The organism is Agrobacterium sp. 22094, assembly GCF_052046015.1.
Classification (GTDB): Bacteria; Pseudomonadota; Alphaproteobacteria; order Rhizobiales; family Rhizobiaceae; genus Agrobacterium; species Agrobacterium cavarae.
Genome location: NZ_JBQEPX010000001.1, coordinates 2,066,395 through 2,081,173, shown reverse-complemented (window position 1 = coordinate 2,081,173; position 14,779 = coordinate 2,066,395). Strand labels below are relative to the sequence as shown.

Genomic DNA, 14,779 nt, shown 5'->3' with positions numbered 1-14,779 from the left:
GAGAGCCACTCATATTGCTGGATTGTTGATGGGGGTGTCCTTGCTTCTGGCGGCTGGCCAGGCCGAGGCCCAGAGCGATCTGCCGCCCGCCAAGATCTTGCGGTCTCTGCAGTTCGTGCAGGATTCGGTCGTCATGGGCGATCATTCCGCGCGCGACATGCAGAAATTTTTGCTGAGCGCTTTCGACACCACCTTGCGCACCTCGGACATGTCGGTCTTTTCCGACACGAAGAACGCCGACGCGGCACTGATCTACATCATGAGCGGCGGAAATCCCGCGACGCTGAACTATCTCGTCGCCAAGGACGTGCAGGGATACTTCGATTCGCGCGTGGTCAACGTCCTGCAAAAATATCTGAGCGGTCGTGGCGGCCTGGTGGACAAGGTCGTCTCCGATCTCATTCCGGAATATCGCAACAATCGCCTGGGACCTTATCTCATGCTGATTGCGGGCAACATCGCCTATACCAAAGACCCGGCTGCAGCCCTGCCATTCTTCGACGATGCCCGGTTGAGCGCGCCAGGCACGATCATCGAGGAAGCCGCGCTGCGCCGCTCGATCATGGCGACGATGCAGTTGAAGCAGCCCGAGAAGGGAATGGTTTACGCGCGCAAATACGCCGTCCGATTTCTGCATTCTCCTTATGCGTCGCAGTTTGCCGATCTCTTTGTCAGCCTCGCCATCGATAGCTTTGGCCCCGTGACGACCAAGGACATCGGTGAGATCGCCGAATTGATGGATGCGGAGAGAGCGCAGGAAATCTATCTGCGCATCGCGCGGCAAGCATCCTTGCAAGGCAAGATGGAGCTTGCCCAGTTTGCGGCAGAGAAAGCCAATGGAATTGCTGAGGACACGGGTGACACCACCCGTGAGCCTCTCTCCAAGCTCTATTCGGGGCTGTCCGACATATCAGGACAGGATGTTCTGGCCGCACAGGAAAAGCTGGCAAGCATCCCGGAATCGGAACTTTCGCCGCGTGACCTCGCGCTACGCAACGCGGCAAAAACCATTGCGGAACAGATTATGCAGCCGCCGTCTCTTACCGCCGCGACGACTGTTTCGAGCAGTAGCGGCCCTGCGACCGAGGGTAGCAGGGCTCCTGTGCCGGCCGGAAAGACCGAGGAGGCGGCGTCTCAGGCAGCCGATGCGGCGCCACTAAAGACATTTTTCGACAAGAACCGCGCTCGATTGAACGAGATCGACTCCATGCTGAAGCAGGAAGGGGGATAATATGAACGTCCTGAGCAACTTGGTGCCGAGCCACGCCGAGGCCGTAAAGGTCACAAATGGTCGGGACCGTGGCGGATCGTCCAAACAAGGCGGATCGGGCTTCTCGGATGCGCTTGGCGCTGCGGGTGACCGCACTGCGCGACAACCTGCACCGGCGAACAATGCCAACGCCGATTCCAAGGCGCAAGATAGTGATAAGGCCCAGCGCGCTCCGTCCAGCGCCGCGCCGACCGATACGAAGCAAACGGTCAGCGATCGCCCTGCCGATAAATCTCAGGATGCTGCGCCAGCCCGTTCCACAAGCGCCGACGACAAGCAACCACCCGCTGAAGGCGAGGTTGTCGATGAGGCGGCGCAGAGCAAACCTGCTCTCCTGCTGAAGCTCGTCGATACGAGCGTGAGCGTTCAAACTGCGCCTGTTGCACCTGTCGTCGCGGAAGCCCCGACCGAGACTGAGGAGCCCGCTACGTCACTGGCAGATCTGGTCAAATTCATCGAGACGCTGACGAAGGCCACGAATACGAGCGAAGTGCCGGTTGAAGGCGATAAGGACGATACGGACAGCGACAAACCTGCAGACGATGCTGATCTGACCAACGTTGCCAGCACGAGTGCCGACCTGATGTCGCTTCTCGCAGCCACAACCGCGCCGACGGACCAGCCTGTGGTGCCGGTGCATGCCGAGGCAAAGGCCAAGCCTGCTGATGGCGCAGCCTTGCTTCCCGTGGCTCCACCATCCGAAGACGATCTGGCTATGCCCACGACCGTGGTAAGGCTTTCCAAGGGGGATGCCCCGGCGATCGATCTCCACATCGCATCGCATGAGGATGGGTCGCTGAAGGTTGATGCATCCCTATCCTCTGCTCCGAACGTCGACGTGGTGCAGGTCCTTGATAGCAGGCGCTATCTTGCTCTCTCGCCCACCTCGAATGCCGCCAACGTGACGGCGTCGATGGCAACCGACCCGGATTGGGCAACCGCAATGGCGGCCAAGACCAGCGGAGCGCCTCTGGTGACGTCCACCGGGCAGGTCGTTCACACACTCAAGATCCAGATGAGCCCGGTCGAACTCGGTCATGTGACGGCCGCCATGAAGCTGGTTGGCGATGAGTTGAGCGTTCACCTGACGGCCCATACGCTGAAGGGCTATGCCGAGCTGCAGAAAGACAGCTCTGCCATTCTGGATGCCCTGAAGTCCCAGGGCTTCAGCGTTGACCAGGTGACCGTGTCGCTTTCCTCCACATCCGACCGTCAGGATAACACCAACAGCAACACCAATCGCCAGCCGAACGATCTGAACCAGCAAGGCGCACAGCAGGGCCAGCGTGGCAACGACGATCGATCGCAGGAGCAATTCTATCGGCAGACGCGTCAGAGCGCGCCCGAAGAGGTCAATGGCAATGATATTTCGGCTCAGCCTGAAACACTTCCTCGCGATACCAGCGCTCGTCCTGACCACGTTTACCTGTGAGGCTTCCCAGCCTGCCGCAGCGGTCGAATGCGAGCGGCAGATTCATGATGCCGCTGGCCAGTATAGTATTCCCGAAGGAATATTATATTCGGTGGGGCTGACGGAAACGGGACGCAAAGGCTCGCTCAGCCCCTACGCGATCAACATCGAAGGCAAGGCTTTTTTTCCGGAAAGCAGGGCGGAAGCCTATCGTCTGGTGGAGGAAGCGCGAGCACGTGGCGCCAAGTTGATCGATGTCGGATGCATGCAGATCAACGTCTATTTTCATGGGGCGGAGTTCAGGTCGATTGGCGAGATGTTCGAGCCTGCGAAGAACGTCGCCTATGCTGCGCGCTTCCTAAAGCAGCTCCACGATCGGCATGAGACATGGACGATGGCGGTCGCAAGATACCATGCCGGCCCCAATAATGACCCCGCGCAACAGCGCTATGTCTGCCGGGTCATCAGCAATCTGGTCGCAACGGGCTACGGTCAATGGACCGCCAACGCTCGCAAATTTTGCCAGGCTTAACCAATCCTAAGTTGCATCACCGAGTTCCATTTTTGCCCGTTTTTGAATTGCGGCAAGAATGGGCCAAATTAGGTGAGTCAATCCCCCTATTATCTTCCACAGGTTTATCCCATGAAAAAATATCCCATTTTTGGTTAACGCATACTAGATATAGTCCAAATCGGCACAGTATGGTTAATCAACTATTAATAATTACCTGTGTTTTCCTGTAATTGTGAGAGATTCACCCGATTCGTACACCCTAGGACGTAGGTGAGCTACACTGATTCGGAGGCGGACGAATGATCGTGGTAGTTGATGAGCGCAAGCTCGTTAAGGAAGGGTATACAGCCCTGTTTGGACGAGAGGGGATACCCTCGACTGGATTTGATCCAGCAGAATTTGGAGAATGGGTGAACACCGCAGCGGATTCGGACATCGCTGCGATTGAAGCATTTTTGATTGGTCAGGCGGATACAACGTATGAACTGCCAAGAACGATCCGTGATCGTTCCCAGGCACCTGTCATTGCGGTCAGCGATCAGCATTCTCTCGATGCAACACTGGCCTTGTTCGATTGCGGCGTCGACGATGTCGTCCGCAAGCCAGTACATCCACGTGAGATATTGGCTCGGGCGGCAGCAATTCGGCGCAGGCTCAACGTCATCACGCAATTTACCGATGTCGGTCCCATCCGGGTTTTCTCCGATGGTCGCGATCCGGAAGTGACGGGCGAGGTCTTCCCACTCCCACGTCGTGAACGACGCATCCTGGAATATTTAATCGCGAACCGCGGTCGTCGCGTTTCCAAGGCGCAGATATTCAACGCGATCTACGGCATCTTCGATGAGGAAGTCGAAGAAAACGTGGTGGAAAGCCACATCAGCAAGCTGCGCAAGAAGCTGCGCAAGAAGCTCGGCTTCGATCCAATCGACTCCAAGCGGTTCCTCGGATACTGCATCGACTGGTCCTGAACGTCATCGCGGGTTCAAAACGCCCGCGATTTTTGTTTATTCATTTCAGCAACACCATTCTCGAAGACCGGCCCGCGCCGGTCTTTTTCGTTTCTGGCGTTCGCCGCTCCTCTGTGTCCCCCAACCGCGCCGAAATTTTCCGTGGTGGAGAAAACAGACAGCCTCACGCAAGGCCCGCATCCTAACGTCATCAGGAACAGGAATAGAGGATTCGACATGAGCCTTTTTGGAACGATGAAAACTGCTGTATCCGGCATGGGCGCTCAGGCAAACAAGCTCGGGACCGTCGGTGATAACATCGCCAACGCCAGCACCACTGGCTACAAGAGCGCATCGACCTCCTTTTCGACGCTCGTTCTGGGCGCGAACGGCGGCACCTATAATTCCGGCGGCGTGATGACGAAGGTCAATTACTCCATCACGCAGAACGGACCGTTGCAGTCGACACAATCGCCGACCGATATCGCCATTCAGGGCGATGGCTTCTTCGTGGTCGAGGACCCGAGCGGAAACGTCTTCCTGACCCGCGCAGGCCAGTTCGTTCCCGACGAAGACGGCTTCCTCGTCAATGCCTCCGGCTTCAAGCTCTTGGGCTACAAATATGATGGCACCACGCCAACCACCGTCGTCAACAGCTATGACGGTCTTGTGCCTGTCAATGCGTCTGCCGACGGCATGCAGGCAACGGCATCGACGCTTGGTTCGCTGACAGGCAATCTGGCCTCTTCGGCACCGATTGTGGCTGCCGCCAATCGCCCGTCAGCGCCCGGTGCAACCGCATCCTCCGTGAATGTCGACCAGGTTAGCACGCTGAAAACGTCCGTCACCGGTTATGATCCGCTGGGTAACTCAGTCAAATATGATTTCTATTTCACGAAGACCGCAGACAATCAGTGGGAAGTCTCCGTTTTCGACTCCAAGTTCGCGACAGATCCAGGTGGTTTCCCGTACACTCAACCAGCCCTGCTGACCGAGACATTGACGTATGATGCCGGGAAGCTGGAAAACGATCCTCCGACGATCACCCTCGACGATACCACCAACGACATGGAAGTGACGTTCGATCTTTCGGGAATGTCTCAGCTGGGCGCCGACAAGTCGACGATCTCAAAGGGTGGCGTCAATGGTAACGCGGCCGAAGCGGTTCAGTCGATCTCTATTACGGCTGATGGCACGGTCTATGCGACCTACGCCAAGTCCTCGCCGCGTCCGCTTTATCGTGTGCCGCTGGCCGATGTGGCAAGCCCCGACAATCTGAAGGTTCTCTCCGGTAACGCGTTCCAGACGACCGCCGAATCGGGCGTGGTCACCTTGGGCTTCGCCGGTCAGACAGGCTACGGCTCCATTGCGTCCAAGCAGCTGGAACAGTCGAACGTTGATATCGCCAACGAACTGACGGAAATGATCCAGGCGCAGCGCAGCTACACCGCCAACTCGAAAGTCTTCCAAACAGGCTCCGATATGATGGACGTCCTCATCAATCTGGCACGATAACGGTTTCTGGAGGCGGGTGAATGGCGCTCAGTACGACACTTAATACGGCCAAGGCCACTCTGGGTAACACGTCACTCTCAAGTGCCGTCGTTTCGAATAACATTTCGAACGCAAGCTCAAGCGACTATAACCGCCGCGCCGCTGTCACCACGGTCAATACGCTGACGGGAGCAATTACCGTCAAGATCGAGCGTGCCGAAGATAGCGCTCTTTTGAAGCAGTATCTTTCCGCCGCTTCCGATGATGCGGGCAAGCAGAAATTCCTGGCGGGTATGAAGTCGCTGAGCGTGGTGATGGGCGGTGAGGAATACACCGCTGCCCCGTCCACCTATCTCGCATCCCTGCAGAATGCCCTGAATACCTACGCCGCATCGCCAACGGACATCACGCTGGCCTCTGCTGTCGTCAGTGCCGCTACCGATACGACCAATGCGTTGAATACCTCCACAAAGGCTGTTCAGCAGTTACGGGTGGATGCCGACAGCGAAATCAACACGGCAATCACACGGCTGAACCAATTGCTGAAGGACTTCGGCGATGCCAACGATCAGGTCAAATATGCGACCCAGGTCGGACGCGACCCGAACAATGCGCTCGATAAGCGTGAGGGCTTGCTCAAGGAAATATCCGGGATCATCGGCGTCTCTACAGCGACCCGTCCCGGCAATGATGTCGCCATCTACACAACGGACGGCACGACCCTTTTCGAAACGACGCCAAGAAAGATCTCCTTCGAGTCCCGCGCCGCTTATGATGCGGACACGACGGGTTCCGGGATTTTCATCGACGGCGTGATGGTCAAGACGGGCTCTGGCAGCAACACCACGGCGAAGGGTAGCCTTCCGGCACTTCTGCAGCTGCGTGACGAAGTCTATCCAACCTATCAGGCACAGCTTGACGAAATCGCCCGCGGCCTCATGGGCACGTTTGCCGAACAGGATGGGGGTGGAAATCCGGTTGCCGGCCTGTTCACCACCCGTGATGGCTCGACGGTCGATTTCGAAACACCGCAGAAGATTCCGGGTCTTGCCGGGCTGATCTCTGTTTCGGCCGATGCGGTCGCGACCCCGACGAAGCTGCGCGATGGCGACATTGCGGGCGTCAGCCCGAATGTGGACGGATCGAGCGGTTATTCCAACGTCCTGTACAAATATGCGACCGCGATGAACACGCCGATCGAATTCGATCCGGCGGCAGGCATTTCGAGAAATACGACGTTGCTCAGCTTTGCGACGGATTCGGTCGGCTTTGCCGAAGAGTATCGGAGCAACGCCACGTCGGCGGCGGATAGTACCTCTGCGATGCTGACGAAATCGAAAGAGGCCTACTCGAACGCGACCGGCGTCAATCTCGATGAGGAACTGATCCAGCTTCTTGACATCGAGCAGTCCTACAAGGCTGCGGCGAAGCTGATGACGACGGTCGATGAACTTCTGAAGACACTGTTGGCGGCGGCGAACTGATATGAAAACCACCTCGATCTCATCCCAAAGCGTTAGCACGGCCATGCATTTGACGGTGTCCAATGCGCAGGCTGAAATCAGTAAGCTGCAAAAGGAAGCCGTCACCGGTACCTATTCCGACGTCGGCGTGGAACTTGGAACGCGGACCTCCACGAGCCTCGACTATACGCGTGAAAGCAAACGCCTTCAGGCGATCGTCGACTCCAACTCCGTGGCCGAGCAGCGCATGGATGCTTCGCAGCTGGCGATGAAGAACATGTCGGATTCCGCGCAGACCTTGCTGAACTCGGTCATCGCGCTCAGCGGCAATACCGACGCAAGCAGCCTCGGTGTGGCGAAGACGACAGCGATGTCGGTGCTGGAAAACTTCACGAGCTACGCGAACACCGCAGTCAACGGCGAGTTCCTGTTTTCGGGCATCAACACCGACGCGCAGACGCTGGATGATGGGTTCATCGGCAACATCACGAGCAACTTCAAGTCGGCTTTCGACACTGCTTTTCCGGACCCATCGACGGCCTCTGCCAGCGACGTTGCAGCCTTCCTGCAGGACTACCAGGACAATTTCGACTGGCCGTCCTGGACGAACGCTTCCGATACGGCCATGAGCAGCCGGATCAGCACCTCGGAGACCGTCTCGACATCCGCCAGCGCCAATGAATCCGGGTTCAAGAACCTTGTCCTGGCGACGGTCATCTCCTCGCAGCTGGTCGATGCCGGTCTCGGCCCCGACGCGCTTTCGGTGGTCAATGACGCCACGACGAAGCTCGCGGGTTCCGCCATCTCCAACATCGATACCCAGCGCGCCAAAATCGGCTTGTCCCAGGAGCGAGTGGAGAAGGCGAATACCTATATGAGCGCGCAGAAGACGATCATCGATACCCAGCTGACCGATCTTGTTGGCATCGACACCTACGAGGCGTCGACCCGCCTTACGACCCTTCTGAACCAGGTCGAGACGTCATATACAATTACATCGAAGATCCAGGGGCTTAGCCTCGTCAATTTCATCTAGCAGGAATAATTCCGCCGATGACGGGCGGCACATCGGGCCATGAAGGAAAGATAAATGTTCCAGTTTTCATATGCGGAGATCATGGAGGATGACCCCCATATTGCCCGCAACAGGGAGAGACAGGTCCTTGAGCGATCTATCGAACTCCTGGAGGTCGCCAAGCGACAGGAAAAATATGGCAAGGACGGGATCGAGGCGATTTTCTACACCAGGCGGGTCTGGACGCGCTTCGTAGATGATCTCCAGCAGCCAGAAAATGAACTGCCGGTTGAACTCAAAGCCAACCTGATTTCCATCGCCATCTGGATTCTCAAAGAATGCGAGCAGATACGCAAGCGTAATTCGACGAACTACCAAGGCATTATTGACGTGACAACCATCATCAAGGATGGACTTAAATGAAAAGTACACTGCGGATTTCCTTGAAGTCTGGGGAAAAGATCTTCATCAACGGCGCCGTTCTTCGCGTCGACCGGAAGGTTTCCCTGGAATTCCTCAATGATGTGACATTTCTGCTTGAGAACCATGTGTTGCAGCTTGAGGATACGACGACACCTCTGCGGCAGCTGTACTTCATCGTACAGATGATGTTGATCAATCCGGAAGGCAAGGAGCAGTCTCTGACACTCTTCCGCAAGTCGATCACCATGCTGCTTGCGACCTTCAAGAACGAAGAGATCCGTTCTGAGCTGAAGCGCATCGACGCCACCGTCTCGTCTGGCCGTCCCTTCGACGCGCTGAAGACCATCCGTGGTCTCTACGCCAAGGAAGAGACCATTCTCAACAGCCATGAAATCACGCCGGCTGTTGTCAACGAATTGCGAAGGGAAATCGCACCATGGTAGACGCTGTAGCGAGTGCCACATCGACACAGACGACCTCTGCATCGAAAACCGACTCCAAAAAGGCGTCGCTGGATTACGACAACTTCCTCAAGCTCTTGATCACCCAGATGAAGAACCAGGATCCGACGAATCCAATGGATCCGAGTGCGCAGGTCGCCCAGTTGGCAACCTTCTCGCAGGTCGAGCAGTCGATCAAGATGAATACGAACCTGGAAAGCCTGATCTCGGCATCGTCGCTGTCGAACGCGTCTTCCTATATCGGCAAGACGATTACCAGCGCAGACGGCCAGACCAGCGGTGTCGTGAAGTCGGTGGAAGTTACAGCCGAGGGCCTCTCCGCCACCACGGTTGCCGGCTCAACGATTGCAATCAGCCAAGGCATCAAAATCTCGCAGACGGCGTCTTAACGCCTTCTGTCGAATCATATAGCATCTCTAATGGTCGCATCATGCGGCCATGCCCACCGTTTCAGGTTCGGCATCCTTTAGCCGAATGAGACGAGCGGACCGAGATGAACGAGGCAGACGCTCTCGATATCATGCAAAATGCGATATGGACCGTGCTCATCGCATCGGGTCCTGCGGTTCTTGCCGCAATGACAGTCGGCATTATCATCGCATTCGTGCAGGCCCTGACCCAGATTCAGGAAATGACTCTCACCTTCGTGCCGAAGATCATCGCCGTCATGGTGGCCATCGCCTTTTCAGCGCCCTTTGTCGGTGCGCAGATCTCCCTCTTCACCAATCTGGTGTTCTCCCGCATTCAGTCGGGATTCTGATCTGGACCAAGCGACCGCGTTTGTTGGCCCCCCGATTGGCGTTTCTATCGTCTGCTGTTCAGTCATCGAGGGGCATGCAGCGAAAGTTACACGAGTCCTAAACGCCGTGCGTCCTAATGGACGCATACAGGACGGGCTGATGCTGTAGAACGCGCAGGCGAAGCAGCGAGAATGGCGATCAGCCGTTGCGGTTTAGCATCGAAAAAGAAGCCCTAGGGGCGATACTAACACCCGCCGCAAGGACGTTCTCCAATCAGTTGGAGCAGCAAACGCTCTTCACATAAGTGTTGCCGACGGTCATGAACGCGTCGTCCGGCACAGAGCCTTTGTCCTTTAAATCTTTGAGAAGTCCGGCGGCCTCATCCGGGGGAAGTGAACGCATCAGCGCAACCGCAAACCAGTTGTTGGTCGCAAGATACGCTGTCACCGGCAGCGAGGAACCCCGAACATAAGCGGCCGCTTCTGCGAAATTATCGAAGCTTTTGATCTGGATGAACCTGTTGTCGAACGGCTGACTGAGAAATTGGTCTACTTTTACCCAATTATGGTGCACGTAGCCCTCTTTCCCCTTTGTTCGTACTAAGTACCATCTATCTCCAACAGCCAGTATGTCTACCTTGTCGCCGTTACGTAACAAGATCAGCTTCTCCGACTTTTGATCTTCGCCAGCTCGTAAAAATTCCTTACCTTTGGGGACACGAATTTTTCCAGTTTTCGCGAGCGGTATTTGGAAGCGAGGATCGTCTTCAGCGATACGGTATGCCGGCAGCGCTGCAGTTTCGGACGCTGAAGGCTGCGTGTTCGCTGAGACTTCCGTTTCAGGAGGAGGCGGTACGTTTCCAAGAGTTGTGACGCGGTACTGCTGCATCTCGCTTTTAGATAGGTAACGCATATCGTTCTTCTCGTACCGCAGCGATAACTGCAGCAGAGATGGGTCGATCCCCATTTCTGTCATGTAGCCGATTGTCTCTGCTGTCTGGTGCTGGATATAGGATACCGCGTCATCCACAGAGATTGCTGAGGTGTCGGCGAAAGAAGTCTTATGAACGCCTATGGAACCCGTCTCGGCAAAACGGACAGTTCCACCCATGAAAGCTAGAGCGCAGGCGGAAGAACATTCCATTCCTCGCATCTGAAACGTCGGAAGGCCAAGAGCACGGATAAGCCTGCCAAGCTCTATAGCTTTGGAGGGGTTGCCTCCTATGGAGTTGAAGACGACGATTCCAGAACGTGTGCCGAGCCCTTTCGCAAGCGATACGAACGACGACAGACTTTCGCTTGGCTCAAACACGCCCGAAACGAGGATTACAGACTTCGTTGCATCAATGGGCTCGGTAGAAAACGTCAGCGCCGTGGCCCCGGCGGGAAACAACAAAGCGGCAATGGCTGCACCCACCAAGAAACGCTTAACAAACATTGATGCGATCCCCAACGCAATTTTGCGCCAATTTTATATCCCAGAACGCTCACATTACTAGAGGTCTTATATTCGTGAACTAACTGAAACCTAAACTGCACTATAGGAGCCGCGCCGTCTGTCTCGTCGACACTTGTACTCTTCAGCCGCCGCCCTGAGAGATAAAGCGCTTGCCTTCGTCAGTCAGAACAAGGCGAGGCGCGCCATTCGAAGCGATTTCTCGCACGAAGGCTTCTCTTTCAAGGCTAGCGACGGTTGAGGTCGAGATGCGCTTGTCGCCAACCAGCCACACCCGACCCGAACGCCGTTGATAACGATACTGGTGGATCGCCGACAACGAGCGGATTGCACTTCGTGAAAGCTGTTTTTCACCAGATGTCATTATGACGGCTCCTATGAATGTTCTCTCTACGTTCATGTGATGATGGCTGTATGAGCTTTCAAGTGCGCGTCCTGTCATGTCCAGATTTTGGAAGGAAGGCTTTCGGGGATTCCTTGGCTGCGCTCGTCTGCGCGTGGATGGGCGAGTGAGACTTGGATCGAGCCGCCAAAGCACGCGGCGACGAGACTTCGGACATTAAGGATCCGCCGCCGAGCGTTTATTGAGCCCTCGTCACAGCTTAGCCTAGCCTCAGCATTCCCCATCCACCATATAGATCCATCACCCGAAGCCGTGGCTCACATTGAAAGGGAGGACGCTGAATGGCTTACAATGCAAAGCCCGGAGATGTTTGTTTGTTTGAAAACGAAAAAGCTGGGCACGAAACCGCTCCTGACCATCGCGGCTACTTCATCGCAGACCGCGATATCAAGGCAGGAGAGAAAGTCGAACTCGCGCTCTGGGCAGGACGCCCGAACAGCCTGCGGTCGTGTAGCGGTCGCCTCTCGGCCCACAAGAGTGGCGTTTCTCCAGAGCCTGAACCCGTCGATCTTTTCGGAAATCCAATTAAGCCCAAAGCATAACGACGGTCGGGCGTCACCAGCAATTGAGCGAAAAAACTCTGTACAGTGTGGGAGAATTGAATGGTGCTGCGAAAGAGGATTGAACTCTCGACCTCTCCCTTACCAAGGGAGTGCTCTACCACTGAGCTACCGCAGCATCTGTCGTCGAAGCGCTGCCTCGACATCAAGTGGGCGCCTATTGCCATAGGTTTTTGATGAGCGCAAGCGTCAAAGTGCGACTTCACCATACCTTTCTGAAAAAAGCGACGGACACTGTTGGACCGCGCGAAATTCGTTTATGACACCGCTTATGGACGATGATCACGATGAAACCCTGCAAAAGCCGCTGGCATCCGGGCAAACTGGACCCGGCGAAAAGGCAAAGCAGCGAGAGGCGGAACGCAAGGCGCGGGCTGCAAAGAAGCTGCGTGAAAACCTTGCTCGCCGCAAACAGCAGTTGCGCGCCCGCCGTGCAGGTGACGAAGACGATACAATCGGACTTCCTGCCGCAAAAACGAACGAATCGTGCTGACAACAACAGACCGGGGAAATTGAAACGGACAGGGGTTTCATCTTTCGCGTCGACTCTTGTCTGAGTGGGCGGCATCAACTCTTTTTCAGCTGTGCTGCCGTTTGTCGGCAGGCCGGCACCAACACATGCCTCGACGGCATCAAGGAAAGGCGAGCGCGAAGCTCGTAAGGGACGAATGGATCGCATCAGAATCACAGGTGGGAACGAGCTGAACGGCATCATCCCTATTTCCGGCGCCAAGAATGCAGCACTGCCGCTGATGATCGCATCGCTGATGACCAGCGATACGCTGACGCTGGAAAACGTGCCGCATCTGGCAGACGTGGAACAGTTGATCCGTATTCTCGGCAACCACGGCGTCGACATCTCGGTCAATGGCCGTCGTGAAAGCCAGGGCGAAAGCTATTCCCGCACCGTGCATTTCACTTGCCGGACGATCGTCGATACGACCGCTCCTTACGAGCTGGTCTCCAAGATGCGTGCAAGCTTCTGGGTCATCGGCCCGCTTCTTGCCCGTGAGGGCAGGGCGCGCGTTTCGCTGCCCGGTGGCTGCGCCATCGGCACACGTCCCGTCGACCTCTTCATCGAAGGACTGGAGGCGCTAGGCGCAACCATGGAAATCGATGGCGGATACATCAACGCGACAGCGCCTGCCGGCGGTCTGATCGGCGCCACCTACACCTTCCCGAAAGTCTCCGTTGGCGCAACGCATGTGATGCTGATGGCGGCAACGCTCGCCCGCGGCACGACGATCATTCACAACGCGGCTCGTGAGCCCGAAGTTGTTGACCTTGCCCAGTGCCTGAGTGCCATGGGTGCGAAGATCGAAGGTGCCGGCACCTCGACCATTACCATTGAAGGTGTGACGTCACTCTCCGGCGCCCGTCACCGGGTCCTTCCCGATCGTATCGAAACGGGCACCTATGCCATGGCGGTTGCGATGACGGGTGGCGACGTTCTTCTGGAAGGCACGCGCGCATCGCTGCTGGACAACGCCATCGATACGTTGCGGCTTGCCGGCGCAACCATCACCGAAACGGAGAGTGGCCTGCGCGTCGTGCGCAACGGCAACGGCATCCGCCCGGTCGATGTCGTCACCGAACCCTTCCCCGGTTTCCCGACGGACTTGCAGGCGCAGTTCATGGCACTGATGACGCGTGCCGATGGCGTTTCGCACATCACCGAAACCATCTTTGAAAACCGCTTCATGCACGTTCAGGAACTTGCCCGCCTTGGCGCCAAGATTTCTCTGTCAGGCCAGATGGCGCGTATCGAAGGTGTCTCCCGCTTGCGCGGCGCGCCTGTGATGGCGACCGACCTTCGCGCCTCCGTCTCGCTGGTCATTGCCGGACTGGTGGCTGAGGGCGAAACCATGGTGTCGCGCGTCTATCACCTGGATCGCGGCTTTGAGCGTCTCGAAGAAAAGCTGAACCGCTGCGGCGCGAAAGTCGAGCGCGTCAGCGATTGATCCTTCATCGCCGATTCTCGATGAGGGGGCCGTGTCCGTTGAAGAACCGGCCCCGACTGCCTATCTCCAGATCAACCACTTGAACGACGACGCAAATGCCGCGTGCGGCACGCGTCGTGTTTCACACATGTTGAACGCGAGATAGCGGACCTGTCCGCGAGATGAGGACCAAGAGACGATGAGCGGCCTTAAACTCATGGCGCTGGATGGCGAAGACCTTGCCATCATTTCTACCCACATGCAGGACAGCGTCTTCAAGTTGAAAGACGTGTCCTTCGAGCCTCGGCCCGGCCAATTCGTTCTCTCAGCCAACCGGTTTGTCTGGGAACACGGCGCCAAGAAGAACCATCCACCAGAACGCTGCCGCTCCGCCCTGGTTCTCAAACGCGTGTCGGCGGTCCGCTCCAGCGGCATAAACCGCACCGACAAGGAGCAGGTTCATTCCCTTCTCGCCATACGCTTCATCCAGAAGGGAGAGGGCCCCGATGGAACGATCGAGCTGACGCTTTCCGGCGGGGGAGCGATCGCGCTCGACGTGGAATGCATCGAGGCGCAATTGACGGATCTCAGCGGTGCATGGGAAACCGAATCCCGCCCCTTCCATCCGGCAGACTAAATCTTGAGCTGACGAAGCGGGCAGGGAATTGCCTTGCCCGCAT

The 14,779-nt window shown here is 56.7% G+C and carries 17 protein-coding genes and 1 tRNA gene; 15 read left to right on the top strand and 3 right to left on the bottom strand.

The window, feature by feature from the left end; translation table 11 throughout:
- Window positions 1-28 precede the first annotated feature (28 nt).
- The 11 genes from ACTJK5_RS10155 to fliQ all read left to right on the top strand — a co-directional run bounded on the left by ACTJK5_RS10155 (window position 29) and on the right by fliQ (window position 9,761).
- Window positions 29-1,231: a chemotaxis protein gene (locus tag ACTJK5_RS10155; protein ID WP_440612340.1), complete on the top strand. Its 1,203-nt coding sequence runs from the start codon at window positions 29-31 to the stop codon at window positions 1,229-1,231.
- A 1-nt stretch (window position 1,232) separates the two neighbouring features.
- Window positions 1,233-2,702, top strand: a complete 1,470-nt coding sequence (locus tag ACTJK5_RS10150) for a flagellar hook-length control protein FliK (protein WP_440612339.1) — start codon at window positions 1,233-1,235, stop codon at window positions 2,700-2,702.
- Window positions 2,626-3,213, top strand: a complete 588-nt coding sequence (locus ACTJK5_RS10145) for a transglycosylase SLT domain-containing protein (RefSeq protein ID WP_082479156.1) — start codon at window positions 2,626-2,628, stop codon at window positions 3,211-3,213. Before ACTJK5_RS10150 ends, ACTJK5_RS10145 begins: the two co-directional genes overlap by 77 nt.
- Before the next feature lie 281 nt (window positions 3,214-3,494).
- A complete protein-coding gene (locus ACTJK5_RS10140) occupies window positions 3,495-4,166 on the top strand; it encodes a response regulator transcription factor (protein ID WP_062426080.1) in 672 nt (223 codons plus the stop codon).
- Between the two features lie 216 nt (window positions 4,167-4,382).
- A complete protein-coding gene (locus ACTJK5_RS10135) occupies window positions 4,383-5,660 on the top strand; it encodes a flagellar hook protein FlgE (protein WP_116493163.1) in 1,278 nt (425 codons plus the stop codon).
- Window positions 5,661-5,680: 20 nt separating this feature from the next.
- A complete protein-coding gene (gene flgK, locus ACTJK5_RS10130) occupies window positions 5,681-7,123 on the top strand; it encodes a flagellar hook-associated protein FlgK (RefSeq protein WP_062426078.1) in 1,443 nt (480 codons plus the stop codon).
- A gap of 1 nt (window position 7,124) precedes the next feature.
- Entirely contained in the window at window positions 7,125-8,138 is a 1,014-nt protein-coding gene (locus tag ACTJK5_RS10125; RefSeq protein ID WP_111848296.1) for a flagellar hook-associated family protein, read from the top strand.
- Window positions 8,139-8,192: 54 nt separating this feature from the next.
- Window positions 8,193-8,540, top strand: coding sequence for a flagellar biosynthesis regulator FlaF (gene flaF, locus ACTJK5_RS10120; protein WP_062426076.1), 348 nt, complete (start codon window positions 8,193-8,195; stop codon window positions 8,538-8,540).
- Entirely contained in the window at window positions 8,537-8,983 is a 447-nt protein-coding gene (gene flbT / locus ACTJK5_RS10115) for a flagellar biosynthesis repressor FlbT (RefSeq protein ID WP_062426075.1), read from the top strand. The genes flaF and flbT overlap by 4 nt, the downstream gene beginning before the upstream one ends.
- A complete protein-coding gene (flgD, locus tag ACTJK5_RS10110; RefSeq protein WP_440612338.1) occupies window positions 8,977-9,390 on the top strand; it encodes a flagellar hook assembly protein FlgD in 414 nt (137 codons plus the stop codon). Before flbT ends, flgD begins: the two co-directional genes overlap by 7 nt.
- Window positions 9,391-9,494: 104 nt before the next feature.
- A complete protein-coding gene (fliQ, locus tag ACTJK5_RS10105; protein WP_062426073.1) occupies window positions 9,495-9,761 on the top strand; it encodes a flagellar biosynthesis protein FliQ in 267 nt (88 codons plus the stop codon).
- Between the two features lie 253 nt (window positions 9,762-10,014).
- Here the strand turns inward: fliQ and ACTJK5_RS10100 are convergent, their stop codons facing one another.
- A complete protein-coding gene (locus tag ACTJK5_RS10100) occupies window positions 10,015-11,178 on the bottom strand; it encodes an SH3 domain-containing protein (RefSeq protein WP_335322891.1) in 1,164 nt (387 codons plus the stop codon).
- A 142-nt stretch (window positions 11,179-11,320) separates the two neighbouring features.
- Entirely contained in the window at window positions 11,321-11,560 is a 240-nt protein-coding gene (locus ACTJK5_RS10095; RefSeq protein ID WP_130977282.1) for a hypothetical protein, read from the bottom strand.
- Between the two features lie 320 nt (window positions 11,561-11,880).
- Between ACTJK5_RS10095 and ACTJK5_RS10090 the strand changes: the two genes are divergently transcribed.
- On the top strand, window positions 11,881-12,141 hold the full coding sequence (locus ACTJK5_RS10090) for a hypothetical protein (protein ID WP_440612337.1): 261 nt from the start codon (window positions 11,881-11,883) through the stop codon (window positions 12,139-12,141).
- Window positions 12,142-12,202: 61 nt separating this feature from the next.
- Here ACTJK5_RS10090 and ACTJK5_RS10085 read toward each other — a convergent pair.
- Window positions 12,203-12,277 (bottom strand) — tRNA-Thr (locus tag ACTJK5_RS10085).
- A 141-nt stretch (window positions 12,278-12,418) separates the two neighbouring features.
- On the opposite strand from ACTJK5_RS10085, the gene ACTJK5_RS10080 reads away from it, so the two are divergent.
- The 3 genes from ACTJK5_RS10080 to ACTJK5_RS10070 all read left to right on the top strand — a co-directional run bounded on the left by ACTJK5_RS10080 (window position 12,419) and on the right by ACTJK5_RS10070 (window position 14,736).
- Complete coding sequence (locus tag ACTJK5_RS10080; protein ID WP_376781990.1) at window positions 12,419-12,652, top strand: hypothetical protein; 234 nt, start codon at window positions 12,419-12,421, stop codon at window positions 12,650-12,652.
- A gap of 175 nt (window positions 12,653-12,827) precedes the next feature.
- Entirely contained in the window at window positions 12,828-14,120 is a 1,293-nt protein-coding gene (gene murA, locus ACTJK5_RS10075; RefSeq protein WP_062426069.1) for a UDP-N-acetylglucosamine 1-carboxyvinyltransferase, read from the top strand.
- Window positions 14,121-14,298: 178 nt separating this feature from the next.
- Entirely contained in the window at window positions 14,299-14,736 is a 438-nt protein-coding gene (locus tag ACTJK5_RS10070) for a DUF2948 family protein (protein ID WP_062426068.1), read from the top strand.
- The last annotated feature ends 43 nt before the right edge of the window (window positions 14,737-14,779 follow it).

Bases quoted from the DNA above. Each gene is read 5' to 3' on its own strand.
- ACTJK5_RS10155 (WP_440612340.1), top strand. From the start codon at position 29: ATGGGGGTGTCCTTGCTTCTGGCGGCTGGCCAGGCCGAGGCCCAGAGC.
- ACTJK5_RS10150 (WP_440612339.1), top strand. From the start codon at position 1,233: ATGAACGTCCTGAGCAACTTGGTGCCGAGCCACGCCGAGGCCGTAAAG.
- ACTJK5_RS10145 (WP_082479156.1), top strand. From the start codon at position 2,626: ATGGCAATGATATTTCGGCTCAGCCTGAAACACTTCCTCGCGATACCA.
- ACTJK5_RS10140 (WP_062426080.1), top strand. From the start codon at position 3,495: ATGATCGTGGTAGTTGATGAGCGCAAGCTCGTTAAGGAAGGGTATACA.
- ACTJK5_RS10135 (WP_116493163.1), top strand. From the start codon at position 4,383: ATGAGCCTTTTTGGAACGATGAAAACTGCTGTATCCGGCATGGGCGCT.
- flgK (WP_062426078.1), top strand. From the start codon at position 5,681: ATGGCGCTCAGTACGACACTTAATACGGCCAAGGCCACTCTGGGTAAC.
- ACTJK5_RS10125 (WP_111848296.1), top strand. From the start codon at position 7,125: ATGAAAACCACCTCGATCTCATCCCAAAGCGTTAGCACGGCCATGCAT.
- flaF (WP_062426076.1), top strand. From the start codon at position 8,193: ATGTTCCAGTTTTCATATGCGGAGATCATGGAGGATGACCCCCATATT.
- flbT (WP_062426075.1), top strand. From the start codon at position 8,537: ATGAAAAGTACACTGCGGATTTCCTTGAAGTCTGGGGAAAAGATCTTC.
- flgD (WP_440612338.1), top strand. From the start codon at position 8,977: ATGGTAGACGCTGTAGCGAGTGCCACATCGACACAGACGACCTCTGCA.
- fliQ (WP_062426073.1), top strand. From the start codon at position 9,495: ATGAACGAGGCAGACGCTCTCGATATCATGCAAAATGCGATATGGACC.
- ACTJK5_RS10100 (WP_335322891.1), bottom strand. From the start codon at position 11,178: ATGTTTGTTAAGCGTTTCTTGGTGGGTGCAGCCATTGCCGCTTTGTTG.
- ACTJK5_RS10095 (WP_130977282.1), bottom strand. From the start codon at position 11,560: ATGACATCTGGTGAAAAACAGCTTTCACGAAGTGCAATCCGCTCGTTG.
- ACTJK5_RS10090 (WP_440612337.1), top strand. From the start codon at position 11,881: ATGGCTTACAATGCAAAGCCCGGAGATGTTTGTTTGTTTGAAAACGAA.
- ACTJK5_RS10080 (WP_376781990.1), top strand. From the start codon at position 12,419: ATGACACCGCTTATGGACGATGATCACGATGAAACCCTGCAAAAGCCG.
- murA (WP_062426069.1), top strand. From the start codon at position 12,828: ATGGATCGCATCAGAATCACAGGTGGGAACGAGCTGAACGGCATCATC.
- ACTJK5_RS10070 (WP_062426068.1), top strand. From the start codon at position 14,299: ATGAGCGGCCTTAAACTCATGGCGCTGGATGGCGAAGACCTTGCCATC.